This window comes from Flavobacteriaceae bacterium, assembly GCA_014075215.1.
Taxonomy (GTDB): Bacteria; Bacteroidota; Bacteroidia; order Flavobacteriales; family Flavobacteriaceae; genus Polaribacter.
Window position 1 is genome coordinate 347664 of sequence record CP046177.1, and the last position, 17590, is coordinate 365253.

General features: G+C 33.5%; 20 protein-coding genes and 2 pseudogenes. 7 read left to right on the forward strand and 15 right to left on the reverse strand.

Translation table 11 applies throughout. The annotated features are described in order from the left end of the window. Positions 1 to 47 precede the first annotated feature (47 nt). On the reverse strand, positions 48 to 521 hold the full coding sequence (locus GKR88_01825; protein ID QMU63137.1) for a hypothetical protein: 474 nt from the start codon (positions 519 to 521) through the stop codon (positions 48 to 50). A 98-nt stretch (positions 522 to 619) separates the two neighbouring features. Between GKR88_01825 and GKR88_01830 the strand changes: the two genes are divergently transcribed. Next, positions 620 to 1141, forward strand: a complete 522-nt coding sequence (locus GKR88_01830; GenBank protein ID QMU66612.1) for a DinB family protein — start codon at positions 620 to 622, stop codon at positions 1139 to 1141. Positions 1142 to 1144: 3 nt separating this feature from the next. Further along, on the forward strand, positions 1145 to 1498 hold the full coding sequence (locus tag GKR88_01835) for a hypothetical protein (GenBank protein ID QMU63138.1): 354 nt from the start codon (positions 1145 to 1147) through the stop codon (positions 1496 to 1498). Positions 1499 to 1666: 168 nt separating this feature from the next. Here the strand turns inward: GKR88_01835 and GKR88_01840 are convergent, their stop codons facing one another. Beyond that, the gene (locus GKR88_01840) at positions 1667 to 2134 is read right to left on the reverse strand and encodes a CBS domain-containing protein (protein QMU63139.1); all 468 of its coding nucleotides are present in this window, start codon (positions 2132 to 2134) and stop codon (positions 1667 to 1669) included. A 43-nt stretch (positions 2135 to 2177) separates the two neighbouring features. On the opposite strand from GKR88_01840, the gene GKR88_01845 reads away from it, so the two are divergent. After that, on the forward strand, positions 2178 to 4538 hold the full coding sequence (locus tag GKR88_01845) for a M28 family peptidase (protein ID QMU63140.1): 2361 nt from the start codon (positions 2178 to 2180) through the stop codon (positions 4536 to 4538). Position 4539: 1 nt separating this feature from the next. Here GKR88_01845 and pyk read toward each other — a convergent pair whose 3' ends face one another. The 5 genes and pseudogenes from pyk to GKR88_01870 form a co-directional block, all read right to left on the reverse strand. Further along, the gene (gene pyk / locus GKR88_01850) at positions 4540 to 5970 is read right to left on the reverse strand and encodes a pyruvate kinase (GenBank protein QMU63141.1); all 1431 of its coding nucleotides are present in this window, start codon (positions 5968 to 5970) and stop codon (positions 4540 to 4542) included. 1 nt (position 5971) lies between these two features. Next, positions 5972 to 6442, reverse strand: coding sequence for an IPExxxVDY family protein (locus GKR88_01855; protein QMU66613.1), 471 nt, complete (start codon positions 6440 to 6442; stop codon positions 5972 to 5974). A gap of 107 nt (positions 6443 to 6549) precedes the next feature. Then, a pseudogene (gene rnc / locus GKR88_01860) lies at positions 6550 to 7282 on the reverse strand (ribonuclease III). Between the two features lie 6 nt (positions 7283 to 7288). Next, positions 7289 to 8539 carry a beta-ketoacyl-ACP synthase II gene (gene fabF / locus GKR88_01865; GenBank protein ID QMU63142.1) on the reverse strand — a complete coding sequence of 417 codons (1251 nt, stop codon included), beginning with the start codon at positions 8537 to 8539 and terminating at the stop codon, positions 7289 to 7291. Between the two features lie 5 nt (positions 8540 to 8544). Continuing rightward, positions 8545 to 8781: an acyl carrier protein gene (locus tag GKR88_01870; GenBank protein ID QMU63143.1), complete on the reverse strand. Its 237-nt coding sequence runs from the start codon at positions 8779 to 8781 to the stop codon at positions 8545 to 8547. A gap of 327 nt (positions 8782 to 9108) precedes the next feature. Here GKR88_01870 and GKR88_01875 point away from each other — a divergent pair, with 327 nt between their 5' ends. Continuing rightward, positions 9109 to 9669, forward strand: coding sequence for a phosphoribosylglycinamide formyltransferase (locus GKR88_01875; protein ID QMU63144.1), 561 nt, complete (start codon positions 9109 to 9111; stop codon positions 9667 to 9669). A gap of 30 nt (positions 9670 to 9699) precedes the next feature. Further along, entirely contained in the window at positions 9700 to 10335 is a 636-nt protein-coding gene (locus tag GKR88_01880) for a reverse transcriptase-like protein (GenBank protein QMU63145.1), read from the forward strand. A gap of 268 nt (positions 10336 to 10603) precedes the next feature. Here the strand turns inward: GKR88_01880 and GKR88_01885 are convergent, their stop codons facing one another. The 3 genes from GKR88_01885 to GKR88_01895 form a co-directional block, all read right to left on the reverse strand. Beyond that, the gene (locus GKR88_01885; GenBank protein ID QMU63146.1) at positions 10604 to 11035 is read right to left on the reverse strand and encodes a hypothetical protein; all 432 of its coding nucleotides are present in this window, start codon (positions 11033 to 11035) and stop codon (positions 10604 to 10606) included. Positions 11036 to 11043: 8 nt separating this feature from the next. After that, positions 11044 to 11385, reverse strand: coding sequence for a hypothetical protein (locus GKR88_01890; GenBank protein QMU63147.1), 342 nt, complete (start codon positions 11383 to 11385; stop codon positions 11044 to 11046). Between the two features lie 229 nt (positions 11386 to 11614). Further along, entirely contained in the window at positions 11615 to 12049 is a 435-nt protein-coding gene (locus GKR88_01895; protein ID QMU63148.1) for an IS1595 family transposase, read from the reverse strand. A gap of 210 nt (positions 12050 to 12259) precedes the next feature. Here GKR88_01895 and GKR88_01900 point away from each other — a divergent pair. Continuing rightward, positions 12260 to 13424 (forward strand): annotated as a pseudogene (locus GKR88_01900) (IS3 family transposase). On the opposite strand, the gene GKR88_01905 reads toward GKR88_01900, so the two are convergent. The 5 genes from GKR88_01905 to GKR88_01925 form a co-directional block, all read right to left on the reverse strand. Continuing rightward, positions 13421 to 13798 (reverse strand): hypothetical protein, encoded by a 378-nt coding sequence (locus GKR88_01905; GenBank protein QMU63149.1) that lies wholly within the window; start codon positions 13796 to 13798, stop codon positions 13421 to 13423. The pseudogene GKR88_01900 and the gene GKR88_01905 overlap by 4 nt on opposite strands. Positions 13799 to 13856: 58 nt before the next feature. Then, a complete protein-coding gene (locus GKR88_01910; protein ID QMU63150.1) occupies positions 13857 to 14228 on the reverse strand; it encodes a hypothetical protein in 372 nt (123 codons plus the stop codon). A gap of 46 nt (positions 14229 to 14274) precedes the next feature. Continuing rightward, on the reverse strand, positions 14275 to 14550 hold the full coding sequence (locus GKR88_01915; protein QMU63151.1) for a hypothetical protein: 276 nt from the start codon (positions 14548 to 14550) through the stop codon (positions 14275 to 14277). Between the two features lie 259 nt (positions 14551 to 14809). Next, on the reverse strand, positions 14810 to 15703 hold the full coding sequence (locus GKR88_01920) for a DDE transposase (GenBank protein QMU63152.1): 894 nt from the start codon (positions 15701 to 15703) through the stop codon (positions 14810 to 14812). A 58-nt stretch (positions 15704 to 15761) separates the two neighbouring features. After that, entirely contained in the window at positions 15762 to 16148 is a 387-nt protein-coding gene (locus GKR88_01925) for a hypothetical protein (protein ID QMU63153.1), read from the reverse strand. A gap of 520 nt (positions 16149 to 16668) precedes the next feature. Between GKR88_01925 and GKR88_01930 the strand changes: the two genes are divergently transcribed. Further along, the gene (locus tag GKR88_01930) at positions 16669 to 17553 is read left to right on the forward strand and encodes a bifunctional riboflavin kinase/FAD synthetase (GenBank protein ID QMU66614.1); all 885 of its coding nucleotides are present in this window, start codon (positions 16669 to 16671) and stop codon (positions 17551 to 17553) included. The last annotated feature ends 37 nt before the right edge of the window (positions 17554 to 17590 follow it).

Sequence of the window (17590 nt, forward strand, 5' to 3'; positions counted from 1 at the left end):
CAGCTTGTTTATGTATAATATTTTAAGAAAAGAGCGACAAATAAATTTTAAGTAGTCATCTCAAAATCTTTGGATTCAAAAATACTTGTATAGGTTTTGGCTTCGCAAATGATGATATGATCCAAAATTTCCATTTTTAAAACCTTTTCTCCTAACATAATCGCTTTTGTCAGTTCGTAATCAGTAATGCTAGATGCTGTGTTTCCTGAAGGATGATTATGACAAAGAATTATTTTTTTACACTTCTTAGCTACTGCAAAATTGAAAACTTCTACCGGGTCAACATTATTTTTATTCAAAGTTCCGATAGCAAGTAGTTCAATATACTCTATATCATTATTTGTATTTAAACCTATCGACCAAAAGTACTCTTTCTTTCTATGAAGCCGGGTTTGTCTTAAAAGAATCCTTCGCATTATCCTGACTATATCGCTGGAATTAGCAATTCTTATATTCTCATCTTTGGGTATACGTACGTTCATCAATTTTTCTTTAATCCAAAGATAGTATTTTCTTATCATGTTTTTGTTTGCTATCTTTAGTCTTTTAATAAGTAAAATGATAAGCTATAAAAAATCGCTTTGTCATATTTAGCATACAAATATCTGTTTTCTTAGTGATACGTTTTACGATTCATAGTACATTAGAAGTTTTGAGGCAAACCCCTCAAACATTAGGTTCGCTTTTAAAAAATTTACCGGAACAATGGGTTTTTTCCAATGAAGGAGAAAATACATGGAGCCCTTATGATATTGTCGGACATCTGCTCCACGGAGAGAAAACGGATTGGATCCCGAGGCTGAAGAAAATTTTATACGATAACAATAAATTATTTAATCCTTTTAACCGGTTTGCACAATTCAAACATTCAAGAGAAATACCGGTATCGGATCTTTTAAGTGAATTTAAAAATATACGTCAAAAAAATTTAGAATACGTACAAAAGTTACAACTCTCTGAAAAGGATTTGCTTTTAACCGGGATACATCCTGAATTTGGAAAGGTCACCGCAAAGGAACTCCTGGCAACCTGGGCGACACACGATTTAAGTCATATTGCTCAAATTTCAAGAGTCCTTGCAAAACAATATAAAAATGAAGTGGGTCCGTGGGCTGCCTATATTTCAATTTTAAATACCTAGGCTATGGAAGCAAAAAAATGTTTGGAATGTGATGAAATTGTAAAGGGAAGAGTAGATAAAAAGTTCTGCTCGGACTATTGCCGTAACGCATACAATAATAAGGTAAATAAAGACAGTAAAAATCTCATTCGGAATATTAACAATCGCCTGAGAAAAAATCATAAAATACTTTCGGAATTAAATACAAAAGGGAAAACAAAAGTTTCCAGAACCAGATTATACGATAAAGGTTTCGATTTTCAGTTATGTACATCTATTTATACAACCAAAACAGGAAACACCTATTTCTACGTATATAACGAAGGATATTTGGCACTTGAAAATGAGGTTTTTTTATTGATTAAAAAAGATATTTAAATAATAAAACCGGGCTACCCATTTAGTTCTCAAATAACTGATAATAAGTTGTAAGTTTAGTTTTCAAAATTTTGATCATTTAAACTCTAGACCAATACTCATAAGACTTCCAATGAAATGGAAAATGAGTTAACGCGACTTAACTGGGTAGCTCTATAATAAAAAATGTTATTTCCACGTATTGCCTTTCATTTTTACTGCCGCTTTCAAAATATCTTTTTGGCTTATCTGTCCAATTAATTTTCCATTTTCTACAATGGGAAAACGCCTGCGTTTGGAATTCATAAATTTTGCCGCCGCATCAAAAATATTCATATTTTTATCAATGGTTTCCACACTGGAAACCATGTTGTTTTTTACGGTGTTCTTATTATCCATAGGCATATTGTAGTACTTGCTTTCTGAAATATGCTTGATACAATCTCCTTCCGAAATGATTCCGATCAATTCATTTTGGTCATTTACAACGGGCCCGCCTGAGATTCTATTTTTGACCAGTTTTTCTATTACTTCCTGAACAGATTGGTCGGGTTTAAATGTAATTAGCTTAGTTGTCATATAGTCAGAAACTAAAATGTTTTCCGGGGTTTTTGACATTGCTTTATTTCTTTTTCCTTGGAAATTAATAATGCCCATAGTAGTCGTTTTATGTCTTTTTAAAATTACTGATTTTTAATTTATGAGCCTATTTTTTGCTGTTTTTTATTTAAACGAGTTCTTTTACTATATTTACGTAAACAGAAGAATCATGAAAAAATATGCATCTTTATTAGCTGTATTTATTATTGCCCTAACCGCTTATTGGAGCTTTCGAGATCAGATGCCAAATTCTGCGAATGTGGCCATTAAAAGCGAGTTCTCTATTCAAAATGCGCGCGCTCATGTACAAGCTATTTCACAAAAACCACATTATGTAGGTACCGAAGAACACGAAAAAGTTCGGAATTATATCATGGCAGCATTAAAAAAATTAGAGATCCCTGTTGAGGTTCAAACACAGACAGTAGTTAATGAAAAATGGGCAGCAGGCACAACTGTGCAAAACATAATAGGTCGAATTAAAGGAACGGAAAACAAAAAAGCACTCATGTTGCTTTCTCATTATGATTCCAGTCCGCATTCGGCTTTAGGGGCAAGTGATGCGGGTTCGGGAGTAGCTGTCATACTGGAAGGGATAAGAGCTTTTTTATTGACAAATAAGAAACCTAAAAATGATATCATTATTCTTATTTCCGATGCCGAAGAATTAGATTTGCTTGGTGCAAAAGCATTTGTAAATCATCATCCCTGGTCTAAAGATGTTGGGTTGGTGTTGAATTTTGAGGCGAGAGGTAGCGGTGGGCCAAGTTATATGTTACTGGAAACAAATGGTAAAAACAGTAAACTTATTAGTGAATTTTTAAGAGCAAACCCTACCTATCCGGTGGCGAACTCTTTAATGTACAGTATCTATAAAAAATTACCGAATGATACGGATTTAACTATTTTTAGAGAAGATGGTAATATAAATGGTTTTAATTTTGCATTTATCGGCGATCATTTTGATTATCATACCGTCCAAGATTCTTATGAAAGATTAGATCGGGAAACATTGGCACATCAAGCGGACTATTTGATGAACACCCTACATTATTTTTCAAATATTGATTTAAGTAACCTGAATAGTGATAGAGACTATGTTTATGTAAATTTCCCTTTTCTCAAATTAATTCTCTTTCCTTTTTCCCGGGTAATCCCTTTAGTGATGATTGCAACTATTTTGTTTTCAATACTCTTGTTTTTTGGGTTTTTTTTGAACCGCCTGGAGTTAAAAGAAGTTTTAAAAGGGTTTGCTGCTTTTACAATTTCAATAATTGTATGTGGTGGCCTTTCTTTGCTCTTATGGAAGGCCTTCCTTTTTATACACCCGCAATATGAAGATATATTACACGGGTTTACCTATAACGGCTATACTTATATTGCTGCGTTTTCTTTTTTAACTATTTGGTTGTTGTATGTGATTTATAAAAAATTTATAACAGCCGGAAATATGATGAACTTATTCATTGCCCCTGTTACTTTTTGGCTTATCCTGAACTTCCTGATTCTTGAAGAATTTAAGGGAGCTGCATTTTTGATTATCCCCGTATATATTGCGCTCCTTATTTTGGCTATTTTCATTTTTATAAATTCTAAAAAAAAGAATACCCTTCTTTTTGCTGTTTTATCTATCCCTACAATTTATATCGTGGTTCCCATGATAAAATCATTTCCCGTAGGTTTGGGTCTTAAAAATGTATTTATAAGCGGAGTCGTTATATGTCTCCTTTTCGGGCTTTTATTGCCTGTATTAGTATCGGAGAAAACAAGAAAAGGACTTTCTAAAATTTCCTTTATTTTAATGCTGTTCTTATTTATAAAAGCGAGTTTCAATACCGGTTTTTCCGAAGAAAACAAAAAACCTAACAGCCTGGTATATATAAAAAACATCGATTCAAATACTGCTTACTGGGGATCTTATAACAAAACATTAGATGCATATACCAAACCGTTTTTTGAAAATACTCCAGATGCAACACAAATTCCGGATGCTGATACCAAAAGCAAGTATAATACTCCTTTTAACTATTATGCTGCTGCGGAAAATAAAGATATTCCTGCTGCAGCTATTCATATTACAAAAGATACGGTTATTGAAAATAACAGGTATATAAACTTTGTAGTACATCCGCAAAGAAAGCTACACAAAGTAGTGTTTATGATTAATGATACATTTAGATTCAACTCTCTGTCCGTAAATAATGCAGCGGTAAATAACGGAAAGTCTTTTGCTCAAGAGCCCGGAACATTTTTAACCTATTATTTGTCCGGCGTTGATAAGCATATTAAAGTTGCGATGTCTTTTGAAAAAAGCACGCTTCCTGAAATAATTATGGAAGAAGTTTCTAACGATTTATTAACCAATTCTTTATTTGATATAACGCCTCGAACAAAAGAAATGATGCCTATGCCTTTTGTAACCAATGATGCTATTATTTGTATGCAAACATTGAAGTTTTAAATCACTTAATTTCCGAAACTCTCAGCGTGTTTACCATTCCTCTACTTTTAGCAGGCATAGCGGTTAGGTTAATCATTAAATTTCCTGCTTTAACGAATCCTTTTTCTTTGGCCATTTTATTAATGTCTTCTATCGTGTCATCGGTGTTTAAGTCCGAATCGTAGTAAAAAGCTTCTACTCCCCACAACAGGTTAAGCTTTCCCAATATTCTCTTGTTCGTAGAAAAAGCCAAGACATATGTTTGTGGCCTCCATGCAGATATTTGAAATGCCGTATATCCGCTATTTGTTAATGTGGATATTGCAGAAGCTTTTGTATCATCTGCCATTAAAGCAGCATGATAACATACGGATTTGGTAATAAATCTGTTTGTTCTGATATGTGGAGGCTCATGTGGTACCTTAATCAATGTTGAGTTTTCTACGCTTTTTATAATCTCACTCATTTTTTTAATAACCCGTACCGGATGTTTCCCTACGGAGGTTTCACCGGATAACATAACAGCATCTGCTCCGTCCATAATAGAGTTGGCAACATCATTTACTTCTGCTCTGGTAGGCACTGAGTTCGTAATCATGGTTTCCATCATTTGAGTAGCAATAATAATGGGAATCCTGGCTAATTTTGCTCGTTGTACGAGTCCTTTTTGAATTAACGGAACTTCCTGCATGGGAATCTCTACGCCTAAATCTCCTCTGGCAACCATTAGCCCGTCACAATATGGAATGAGCGTATCTATATTTTCAACGGCTTCGGGTTTTTCGATCTTCGCAATAACCGGAACTCTGTATTCCGAATGTTGTGTGATTAAATCTCGTAACATTCTCAAATCTTCCGGGGTTCTTACAAACGATAGTGCAATCCAGTCTACTTCCAGTCCTAATGCAAAAATAGCATCCTTTTTATCTTTATCTGTTAATGCAGGTAGCGAGATATTTGTATTGGGTAAGTTGACCCCTTTTTTGGAAGATAATTCGCCTCCTACAATAACCTTAGTTTTAACGCTGTTTTTTTTATTCGTTTCAAGCACTTCAAAAAGCAATTTACCATCATCGACCATGATCTGCTCTCCTTTTTTCACATCTTTTGGGAAGTGTTTATAGGTCATAAACACTTTTTGTTTAGTCCCTACACATTCTTCGGTTGTGAATACAAACTCATCACCCTCATGTAAAACAACTCCTTCTTCCATAATACCGACACGTAGTTTAGGGCCTTGTAAATCCGCCAGTATTGCCACATTAAATTCGTTTTCCGCATTGATCTCTCTTATCTGCTGTACCCTGGTTTTAACTACATCATAATCTGCGTGAGAAAAATTAATTCTAAAAACATTTATGCCGGATACCGCCAAATCGGTTAAAATCTCTTTAGTATTTGTTGCAGGACCAAGTGTTGCTACTATCTTGGTTTTCTTATTGTGATAAGGCATATTAAAAAGTTAAAAAGTCCTTGGATTTTAATGTGTTTATATCAATACTATAGGAGGTTACTACTTCTTGAATTGTATTTATTTTATCAACGGTTTTGGAAATAAACGGTTGATTCGTTTCTCCTGTGATTTTGATAAAAAAATCAATATTCTTTTTCTCGTTGATCAGGTATGTTTTCTTTTCTGTGCTTTGCAATAGTTCGTTGTTATTTAATACCGTTTCCTGAGTGCAGCTATTCGATATTAAATGCCATTCAAAATCATACTCCCGATCTATATAATGATAGGTAGAAAATGAAGTATTTTGTTTTTTATCAGCAACACTTACATCATTTTTTGTCTTATGAAAATGTATCTTTAACTGCTTATTTAATAGAAAGGCTAACTTGTAATCTTCTAACGTGGTGTGAATACATAGTAAGGTATAAATATCTTCACAAAAATCTTTTAAAATTAAAGAGTGCATTAACATTTTATAAAATTCATTTCTGTTTTCATTCCTCTTTTGAGCTAAATTACTGATTGTTTTAGTAATTCTGGGCAAAAAACAACGAAAACGTTGTAGTGTTCTTTTTGGTATTAAGGGTTTGTGATTTGTTTCTGAAGCGCAAAGTAAGCTCTTTTAGAAGCCAGCTCTTCTGCTTTCTTTTTTGATGTAGATCTTCCTTTGGCTATATAAACCTGATCAATACTAATTTTAACACTAAAATGCTTGACCTCTTCATTACCTGTATCTTCGTAGGTTTCTATGGTATATTTCTTCTTTTGTTTTTGACACCATTCTATCATTAATCCTTTATAGCTGGTAATTTTCCCTTCCAGTTTTGCAATATCTACATAAGGGGTTATTACTTTTTCATAAACAAATTTTTTACAATAATTATATCCTTTGTCTAAATAGATAGCGCCTATTAAGGCTTCGAAAATATTTCCGTGAATATTATCCCCGATTTTCTCTTTTGCAATATTGCTTTTCACAAATTGGATGAGATTCAGATCTTTTCCCAGTTCATTTAAATGCTCTCTGCTTACAATTTTAGAGCGCATTTGAGTTAAGTACCCTTCAGTCTCATTAGGAACTTTTTTATATAAATAAGATGCTATTACGGAGCCAAGCATGGCATCTCCCAAAAACTCTAATCTTTCATAATTAAATGCATTTCCTTTGGCATCTGACACCTTTAAAGATCTGTGTGTGAATGCTTTTTGATAATATTCAATATTTTTTGGAGAGAAATTTAGTAGTAATTTTATTGTAAAATGCATCCCCTTTTTTAGAAGGCGACAGGGCTATTTTACGAATAAATTTCATTATGGATTAATCTGGTTTTCTGAAGGCTAGGCATGCATTGTGGCCCCCAAAGCCAAACGTATTGCTCATGACCACTTTTATTGATCTTTTTTGAGCTTTATTGAGTGTTAGATTTAGTTGGGGGTTAATATTTTCATCTACCTTTGAGTGATTGATCGTCGGAGGTATGATTCCATGTTTTATAGCAAGTATGGATGCAATTGCTTCTACAGTTCCCGCGGCTCCCAATAAATGCCCTGTCATGGATTTGGTAGAGTTGATGTTGATATTTTTTGCATGTTCTCCGAAAACCTCCGAAATTGCTTTTAATTCTGCAACATCTCCCAAAGGTGTTGAGGTACCATGCGTATTGATATGATCTACATCCTCCGGATTGATTCCGGAATTTTCCAGGCAATTTTTCATCACTGCAACAACACCCACTCCTTCAGGGTGCGGCGCTGTCATATGATATGCGTCCGAAGACATTCCCCCTCCAATAACTTCTGCGTAAATGTTAGCTCCTCTGGCTTTTGCATGTTCATATTCTTCGAGAATAATTGCTCCTGCTCCTTCACCCAGAACAAAACCATCTCGCTCGGCATCAAATGGTCTTGAAGCTGTCTGTGGGTCGTCATTTCTGGTAGAAAGCGCATGCATCGCATTAAAACCGCCTATTCCGGCAATGGTTACGGCAGCTTCACTTCCTCCGGTAACAATGACATCACAATGACCTAACCGAATATAATTTAAAGCATCTATCATCGCATTTGCCGATGAAGCACAAGCAGATACTGTGGTGTAATTAGGTCCCATAAATCCATTTTTGATGGAAATATTTCCCGGTGCTATATCAGCAATCATTTTAGGGATAAAGAAAGGGTTAAATTTTGGAGTGCCATCACCGGCGGCATAGTCTAGCATTTCATTCTGAAATGTTTCCAAACCTCCTATACCTGCTCCCCAAATAACACCGACTCGCATTTTATCTATGGTGCCCAAGTTTAGCTTTGCATCGGCAATAGCCTCGTCAGAAGCCACCATTGCATATTGCGTAAACTTATCCATCCTGCGAGCGTCTTTTCGATCTATAAAATCTCTAACCTCAAAATTTTTAACTTCACATGCAAAACGAGTTTTGGACTTGGTAGCATCAAAATGAGTCATAGGGGCAGCTCCGCTAACTCCGTTAACTAAGCCATTCCAATATTCTTGAATGTTGTTCCCTATCGGTGTCAATGCACCCAGTCCAGTAACTACAACTCGTTTTAATTGCATAAAAATTAATTTTTTGCTTCTTCTATATAGCTTACAGCCTGACCAACAGTACTAATGTTTTCTGCCTGATCATCCGGAATCTGAATATCAAATTCTTTTTCGAATTCCATGATTAACTCAACAGTATCTAAAGAATCCGCTCCCAAATCATTTGTGAAGCTTGCTTCCAGTGTTACTTCGTTATCGTCTACTCCTAGCTTGTCAACGATAATCGCTTTTACTCTTGATGCAATGTCTGACATAATTTTCTAAGTTTTAAAATTTAATCAGAGGCAAAAATACAAATCTTATTAGTTATACCTAATTTTTGCTCTAAATAATGGGTTCTAAAATAAATAATTTGATTTAATAATGGTTTAATTCGGGATGATTCTTTTTTTTTGTAAGAGACCTTTGCAGCATTGATTTGGCAAAAAAGTTCGATGCCCGAAGAAAATTTTAAACCGGAATAACCTATTGGTTTTGAGGATTTAAAATTTTCGGAAAGGAAGAAATTTGAAATCAAATCAATTTCAATACAGAATATATCACTATTTTGCAAAGGTCATCTGTAATGAAGAAAAAAACGTATGCCGCACCTTATTATTTTTGCTTCCGGATCCGGAAGTAATGCCGAAAATATTATCAACTATTTTAAAAATAGTAAAAAAGGACAGGTTGTCTGTGTGCTTTCCAATAACAGAAAAGCGGGTGTTTTTGCTAGGTGTAAACGGTTAGGAGTGCCCTGCTATTATTATCCTAAAGAAGATTTTATAACAGGAAAAATGCTTACCTACCTCAAAACAACAGCTGACTATATTATTTTAGCCGGATTTTTATTAAAAATCCCTCCCGTTATAGTTGCTGCTTTTCCAAATCGTATTCTCAATATTCATCCTGCTATGTTACCAAAGTACGGAGGAAAAGGAATGTATGGAATGCACGTACATAAAGCCGTAAAAGAAAACAATGAACAAAAGACAGGAATTACCATTCATTTTGTTAATGAGCATTACGACGAAGGGAACATTATTTTCCAGTCGTCAATCCAAATAGCACCTACTGATTCTCCCGAAGATATTGCACAAAAAGTCCGGGCATTAGAACATGAGCATTTTCCGGGCGTAATCGAAGAAATAATTGCGAACTAATTAAAGTACAAATCAGAAAAAAGAAAATATATGGACAAAAAGAAATACTATGTGGTTTGGAAAGGAAAAGAAACAGGTATTTTTTCTTCCTGGGCTGTTGTCAAAAAATTAGTACACGGTTTCGAGGGTGCTCAATATAAATTATTTACAGACAAAACAGCAGCAGAAAAAGCCTTCAAAAAAAGCTATAAAGACTATAAGGGAAAAAACACAAAAAAACCTTCTTTATCTACCAAAGAAATCGTCAAACACGGTTTGCCAATTGAAAATAGCCTGGCGGTAGATGCTGCCTGTAGCGGAAATCCTGGATTGTTAGAATATCGAGGGGTTTTAACTCATAATCAGCAGGAGGTTTTTAAAAAGGGCCCTTTTAAGAATGGAACCAACAATATAGGTGAGTTTTTGGCTTTGGTTCACGGGATTGCTTTTCTTAAAAGTAAAGGATATCATAAAATGCCTGTGTATTCCGATTCTAAAACTGCCATGTCTTGGCTAAAAAAGAAGAAATGCAGAACGAATATTGTTTTGGATGCTACAAATAGTGAAATTTCGGAATTAATACACTGTGCTGAAAAATGGTTGAAAACAAACTCTTATAACAATCCGATTCTTAAATGGGAAACCAAAGCATGGGGTGAAATTCCTGCGGATTTTGGGAGAAAGTAAGGGAAAGCTTTGGACACAACAAGAACAACAATTATTAGAACAACGATTTGCCAAAGGTTGGGCAATAGCACAACTGACAAAAGAACACCAAAGAACCAGAGGGCCATAAAATCCAGATTAGCAAAACTACAGCTTATAGAACCCTACCAATGATGACTTCTTATGATAAGTAAGCCACAATTATTTTTTTATAACTATGGCCTACTTTTTTTAGTTAATTTATTGTCAATAGTAAATCTATTAAAATGATAAAAGTGTTTTTACTATACTACCAAAACTCAGGAGGTACTTCTATTATATCGTCCGGTTCTCCTAATTCTAAGATATCTTTTATTTCGGCTTTGTATGCATCTTTATCTTTATTACTTACTATCTCGAGAGCATATTTGTAATCAGGCTTTCTAATATCATAAATTTCTTCATATATATTCACTATATAATCGTTGGAAAAAATTATATAAAACCCTACTCCTTCAAAACAATATATTCTTTCTATATAATCTACTTCGATTTCGATTTTTTTAAATGAATACTTCTTTTTAAAATCTTTGACATCAAAATAATGCATCCACAAAGAATTAAAATAAATTACTTTATCATTATCCAGAACTATTATCATTTTAAAGCCATTAACTCCTTTCCCGTCATGAACAAGGATTTCTTTAACTTTTGATTTACTTATTTTTGAATCTGGTAACATAACTCTAATTATTGTGGTACAGGATTATTAAAACTTTTTAATCCCTTTAAAAAAGTTTTCCATGCATTTGATTTAATTGCTCTTGTTATAGGTGTCTTTTGCCCGAACTGATGATAGTTAAATTGCTCGGCAATTCCTAATCCTTTATAACTTGGATCCCAGGTTAGTGCATCGTTTATAGCATGATATTCTAATATCATTAAAGGCAGTTCTAATGGTTCAAAAATTTCAAACCCTTTAAAACTGAAGATAGATTTTAACTTAGGACCTGCTCTCAAAAACCTTGTAATCTTATTAGCTGTATTAATTCTTTCATCAGCATAACAACTCTTGATGATTAAGTAAGCCACAATTAGCTAACTATGGCTTACTTTGCTTTTTAATTAGTTCCTGATTTGAAATATGTCTAAATTTAATTGCAATTCTCTTTTACTATTTCTAAAACAACTTTCTTTGGATCATCAAAATAATAAATATCATGGTATAAAAACGGATACCTTTTACTGAATCCATCAAAAATATTCTTGACTATTGCATCTATTTCCTTTTGTTCTTCTATACTAAACATTTTTTAATTGATTACCCACTTTTATACCAGTATTGATGAGTGACAGCTACTACCAGTCTATCAAATAGTCTTTCAGCGAAATAGCGTCTGTTGAGTTTATAGCAGAACTCGTCAAGATAATTCTGCAAATATTTTCCTTTAATTTTATGGTAAATACCTAACAGAGTGCGTTTTGCATTACTTATGGCTATATGCACCGATTTTAGTGTGGTAATAGTGGTTTCTTTATTTGATTTTTCAGTAATGTGTACTTCCACATAATCACCTATGTCTACATAAGACGTGCTTTTGTCGCTAAAAACAATGCATGTATCATCAAAATTACTATCAATAAGCGTGTTGACTTCTTCTTTTTTATGAGTATCCAAAACTTTCATTTTAAAATAACGACATTGTTTGGATTGTTTCCCAGTCTTTAAATCTTCTAAAGGTACAGACTCTGCCATTACCGCTACGTTAGATTGTTTTTGACTGCCTCTCCTCTTTTAAGCTTTTGTCTGTCGGATTCTTTTGTTGCCACAGTAAAGTAAGCTTGATCAAACTCAATCATATCTTCAAGGTCGTATAAATTATCTCGTTTTCCCATAGCCGAATGGACTTGCTACATTTAGAGTGACAAAGAGTTAAGCTAATTTTATCTAAAATAACTTAACCATATGAAACGAAGAAAATACAGTAAAGAGTTTAAAATTAAAGCAGTAGAATTAAGCAATGTACGAGGTAACACAAAGCAGATTGCCATGGAATTGGGAATCAGTGCAGATCTTATTTACAGATGGCGTAGAGAATTAGAACAGCGTCCTGATTTAGCTTTTAGCGGTAATGGCGTCAAACAACTCACAGAAGATCAGAAAGAGTTAGAGCGATTACGTAAACAGCTCAAGGATGTTACCATGGAGCGGGATATCTTAAAAAAGGCCGTGAGCATCTTCTCCAAGAGCGATCGGAAGTATTGAAATTTATCAAAGATTACAGTAGAGAATATCCGGTTGGGAAGATGTGTAAAATTTTTAAAATTAGTAGAAACAGTTATTACAGGAGTAAGAATTATGTTCCATCAGATAGAGATGGAAAAAATCGTATGCTACTCTCTGAGATTCACCGTATCTGTGAGCGAAGTAAATCTACTTATGGAAGTCCTAGAATTACAGAGGAACTCAAAGCTAAAGGGTTTAAAGTATCTAGGTCTAGGGTAGCACGATTGATGAAAAAACACGGGATTAAAGCAGTTCGTAAAAAGAAATTTGTTGTCACGACAGATTCTAAGCATCAATATCCAGTAGCTGATAATGTATTGGATAGAGATTTTAAAGCTACCGCTGCTGCACAGAAATGGGTTTCTGATATTACCTATTTAAAGACTGCACAAGGATGGCTGTACTTAACGGTAATTATTGACCTGTTTGATCGTAAAGTCATTGGTTGGTCTTTGAGCAATGGACTCAAAGCAAGACAAACTATCATTGCTGCATGGAGAATGGCTGTAAACAACAGAATGCCTTGTGAAGGTATGATTTTTCATTCTGATCGAGGTGTACAATACGCATCTCATGCGTTTGTTAATATCCTTAAAAGTTATCATGTAACACCCAGTATGAGTAGAAAAGGAAACTGTTGGGATAATGCATAGCTGAATCTTTTTTTAAAACAATCAAAACAGAACTAATGATAGACAATAAGTTTATATCCAACAAAAGTCTTCAAATTAAAGTCTTTGAATACATAGAAACTTGGTACAACAGATACAGAAGACATTCTGCTCTTGGTTACAAAAATATCATCGAATTTGAAAAATTATATCAAATCAAAAATGTAGCTTAACTTTTTGTACCATTTTTTGTTGCATATCCAGAACGTATTCTGTGCATAAGAGACCATATAGTGGTATAACGTGTATGGTTGAGCTGACGTTGTAATTCGGCAGCAGAAATACCTTTTTTACTAAAAGTCATAAATGCCATAGCGAGATACCAAGTACGAATAGGTAAATTGGAGTTCTCCATCATAGTACCGCTGCGTAGAGTAGTTCTAAAACCACAATAAGAACATTGCCACATCCATTTAGACTTTAACCAATAGTGCTTTTTTGATTGACATTTTTTGCAAATGACTCCTTCTTTTGAACGAGCCAACTTCATATGTGATTTACAGGAAAACTCATCTGGAAATTGTTCAATAAAATGTAGTAAATTCATAATTCTAAACTTTATATTAAGATACGAATTTTTAAATTAGTGGCATAATTAAGTGTAATCAAATTTTTTTATTCTTATAATAATGCTCAATAGCTGTTAATTGAGATGCAGGATTTATACTGGTAAACAAAACAAACAGGTTTTCTTTATTAATTTTAGATGCTATTTTTTTATAATGACATCTATTTCCTAAAATTAAATTTCCAAAGCCTCCTCTACACCCATACTGAATGCCTGAATACGGGCTCATATAAAAAAGAATATCAGAATCTATATTCTTAATAGTTTGATAACTTGAAGCTTCTTTTAAGTTATAGTAAAAAGTATACGAGTCTACATAACTTTTCTTGAAAAATTTCTCAATGTTTATATTAAGGTATTTTAATAAAAGGTAATCTTGTTTTTTTAATACCAATTTATAACTAATCAACTCCCTTCCTTTATATATAGATTCATAAAAAAGAGCGGTGTAACCTCTACCATATGATCCCTCCAAAAGAAAATGATTTTTTCCTAGTGATATTTTTTTCTGATTTATCAATGATAGTTTCTTCAATTTTTCTTGGATTGTTAGTTAGAATTTTTAAAAGTTTTTTTACAAAAATCGTATCCTTTTTCACCCACTCTTGATTTAAATTTTCATAATCATATTCAGAAAGAATGACTTGGCGGTTAGGATTACACGGATCCTGAACTATCTGGCTTTTACAGGCAAACGTCAACAAAAAAAGCAATACTATAAATGGTCTCATAAGAGTTTATTTTATATGGTTTTGTATATTTATCCAAGTATTTTTTCTCTCCACAAAATCTTGCAAGCTCCAACTTGTTCTATAGCTAAACCATCCGTAAGTACCTGACACTTTTTTTGTGAAAAGTGAAATTGGCATGAGCCATGTATCGCTTGTTTGATGCCAACGAGCTATTCTTCGATATGTTAATCTGGGTTTATTAAAACCAGGTATATTAAGAGTAGCTGCAATATAATGGCTCAAGTAAATTTTATGGGTATTAAGCGAATAATTTTTCAAGTCTAAAGAGGAAAAATTGTGTATCTCTTACGCCTCTTTGATTGGCTCTAAAGAGTTTTATTTTTGAATTAAAAGACTCTGCATTTGCATTTGTATTCCTATTGTCAAAAAAGTTTAAGATGGTATTAAAATGATGTTTAATACTGTTCATTGCTGTATTGAAATTTTTAAATTCCAATTTTTCTGTATCCTCAAACCAATGTTCAAATCGTTGTTTGGCTTTTACTTTACATTTTTCTTGATAAATGCTTCTAAATTCTAAAGTGTGTTTATAGGCTTGTTGGATGTTTGGATAAAGATTACATAATAATTCTGCTCTTTGTTTTTGATTAGGTGTCCAATCGTTTGTCTTTTTAGCTAAAATATATCTACTTCTAGCCAAAAGTTGCTTTTTTGTATCACCATTAGATAGCACTATGGGTTTGTGTTTCTTCCTTGCTTTTTTAGCAGCTTCAATCGCTTTGTTTTCATCTTCTATTGCTTTCCACCGATGCTGTACTCTAACATGCTGTAAAGCTTCTGTTACCAGTTTTACCACATGAAATCTATCGGTAACAATTTTAGCATTTGGAAAACAAATCTTAGCTGTTAAATTCATATTATTTGCCATATCTAAAGTTACTTCTTTGACTTGTTTGCGTTGTTCTAAGGGTATTCTTTCAATAGCAGTAATAATATCATCACTTTTAATTCCTTTTACACAAGCCACTAAAGTTCCTTGTTTACTTCGTGCGTTCTTGTTGGTCAAATAGGTATAAAGTTCACCTTTAGATAGACTTACTTCATCAAGACTTAAATACTCTCCTATATTCTTCGGATAAATAAGATAATCTTCACAATGGGGCTTTTGATTCCAACTATCAAACCCACTTATCTGTTTCTTATAATGGCGTTGTAAAGTTCGTGGGTAAATACCGTAATAACTCGCTATATTACTGATCGTATCTTCTCGGGCCTCTACCTGTAGCTTTTAAAAAATCAGAAAGTTCTGACGTTAATTTAGAACCTTCTGCAATGAATGAATAATCATTTTTAATCGCTCCCTTTTTAGTCTTCTTATCTCGCCATCGTCTTGTTTTTATATGTAGATAAACTGCTTTACCGCGTATGGGAAAATCTTGAATCTGTTTACTGCTAATAAAACCTTTGGACTCATAATTACCCTTTGAGTAACCCTCTGGTAGAATATTCTTCTCTTCTAAATAAATGTGAAAAGCATCCTTTTTAACTGAAATATCTCCTAATTCTTCAAAAAATACAATATCAAAATGAAGTAATAAATCTTGAGGGAGGATAGATGCTAATAATTCTAAATGCATCGTCTTTTTTTATGCATCTAAAATAATCAATCCCCATAAATTGTCGTTGACCCATTTTTACTATTACTTTTTGCGCTTAAAAATTGGCGATTTTCTATACTAAAGCAACAAGCTAAACGCTTCTCTTAATTTCTTATGTCTGCTACAAATCCAAAAAGTTTAAATGAGTTCAATATAAAGATTTGATTTTATGAATGATTTAAGGGTATTTAAAACAAAGCTCATCCCGGGTTTTTATTTTTAACCGAATGAAAAGCCAGGATGAGTTTACAGGAAAACGGTTTAATGACTATTATACTGAGTTAAATAAATAGGCTTTAAACTTCCTTACCTGATTCATCCGTGAATTTATAATCAACAGCATAGACAAACTTAAAGGGGATTACTGATTATTTTTTAATTTAAGTTTCCTACAGGTAATTCATTTCTAAAACAGTATTGTACCTTTGTCATATAAAATTTTGATAGCACGTTGAACATCATTCATTCTGTTTCCTCTTTTCGTTCTTCAAACAGTACTATGGTTACGATTGGTACTTTTGACGGAGTACATATCGGCCATCAAAAAATACTGGAGCGCTTGATTTCCGATGCAAAAAAGCAAAAAAAAGAATCGGTGCTGTTAACTTTTTTTCCGCACCCGAGAATGGTGCTGCAAAAAAACCCCCATATAGAACTGATCAACACCATTGATGAAAAAATAACACTGTTAGAAAAAACAGGGTTGGATTATTTAATCATTCATCCTTTCAATAAAGATTTTTCCAGATTAACAGCATTAGACTTTGTCAGAAATATTTTAGTAAATCAATTAAAAACAGCTAAACTGGTTATCGGTTACGATCATCATTTTGGAAAAAACAGAGAAGGAAATATTGATCAGCTGAGAGAATATAATGTTTTATATGATTTCGGAATAGAGGAAATTCCTGCCCAGGATATCAACGATGTTTCTATTAGTTCTACTAAAATCAGAAATGCGCTGCATGAAGGTAACATAGAAACGGCCAATCGATTTTTAGGATACCGTTTTATGATTAGTGGAAATGTGGTGAATGGAAAACAACTCGGTGGTAAAATGGGTTTTCCCACAGCTAATATTCATGTTAAAGAGCCCTGTAAATTGATTCCAAAAGCAGGTGTTTATATTGTTAGGTCGACTATCAACGGCAAGGTAGTTAATGGAATGATGAATATCGGGTATAGGCCTACCGTAGGGGGAAAACACCGAACCATTGAAGTTCATTTTTTTGATTTTGATCAGGATTTATATCGTCGGGAACTGACCATTGAATTCATTCATTTTCTAAGAGCGGAGCAAAAATTTGAATCGATAGATGAGCTAATGATGCAGCTTAAAAAAGACAAAATGGCTTCCTTAGATTATTTGGAAAACAATCTGTGATTTCAAATTGTTCATTTCTTTTAGTTCGTATATCTTT

What these genes read in the sequence shown, in the direction of transcription:
- GKR88_01825 (QMU63137.1), bottom strand. Translation starts at nt 521, where the DNA reads ATGATAAGAAAATACTATCTTTGGATTAAAGAAAAATTGATGAACGTA.
- GKR88_01835 (QMU63138.1), top strand. Translation starts at nt 1,145, where the DNA reads ATGGAAGCAAAAAAATGTTTGGAATGTGATGAAATTGTAAAGGGAAGA.
- GKR88_01840 (QMU63139.1), bottom strand. Translation starts at nt 2,134, where the DNA reads ATGGGCATTATTAATTTCCAAGGAAAAAGAAATAAAGCAATGTCAAAA.
- GKR88_01845 (QMU63140.1), top strand. Translation starts at nt 2,178, where the DNA reads ATGAGCCTATTTTTTGCTGTTTTTTATTTAAACGAGTTCTTTTACTAT.
- pyk (QMU63141.1), bottom strand. Translation starts at nt 5,970, where the DNA reads ATGCCTTATCACAATAAGAAAACCAAGATAGTAGCAACACTTGGTCCT.
- GKR88_01855 (QMU66613.1), bottom strand. Translation starts at nt 6,442, where the DNA reads ATGTTAATGCACTCTTTAATTTTAAAAGATTTTTGTGAAGATATTTAT.
- fabF (QMU63142.1), bottom strand. Translation starts at nt 8,539, where the DNA reads ATGCAATTAAAACGAGTTGTAGTTACTGGACTGGGTGCATTGACACCG.
- GKR88_01870 (QMU63143.1), bottom strand. Translation starts at nt 8,781, where the DNA reads ATGTCAGACATTGCATCAAGAGTAAAAGCGATTATCGTTGACAAGCTA.
- GKR88_01875 (QMU63144.1), top strand. Translation starts at nt 9,109, where the DNA reads ATGCCGCACCTTATTATTTTTGCTTCCGGATCCGGAAGTAATGCCGAA.
- GKR88_01880 (QMU63145.1), top strand. Translation starts at nt 9,700, where the DNA reads ATGGACAAAAAGAAATACTATGTGGTTTGGAAAGGAAAAGAAACAGGT.
- GKR88_01885 (QMU63146.1), bottom strand. Translation starts at nt 11,035, where the DNA reads ATGTTACCAGATTCAAAAATAAGTAAATCAAAAGTTAAAGAAATCCTT.
- GKR88_01895 (QMU63148.1), bottom strand. Translation starts at nt 12,049, where the DNA reads ATGGCAGAGTCTGTACCTTTAGAAGATTTAAAGACTGGGAAACAATCC.
- GKR88_01905 (QMU63149.1), bottom strand. Translation starts at nt 13,798, where the DNA reads ATGAATTTACTACATTTTATTGAACAATTTCCAGATGAGTTTTCCTGT.
- GKR88_01915 (QMU63151.1), bottom strand. Translation starts at nt 14,550, where the DNA reads ATGAGACCATTTATAGTATTGCTTTTTTTGTTGACGTTTGCCTGTAAA.
- GKR88_01925 (QMU63153.1), bottom strand. Translation starts at nt 16,148, where the DNA reads ATGCATTTAGAATTATTAGCATCTATCCTCCCTCAAGATTTATTACTT.
- GKR88_01930 (QMU66614.1), top strand. Translation starts at nt 16,669, where the DNA reads ATGGTTACGATTGGTACTTTTGACGGAGTACATATCGGCCATCAAAAA.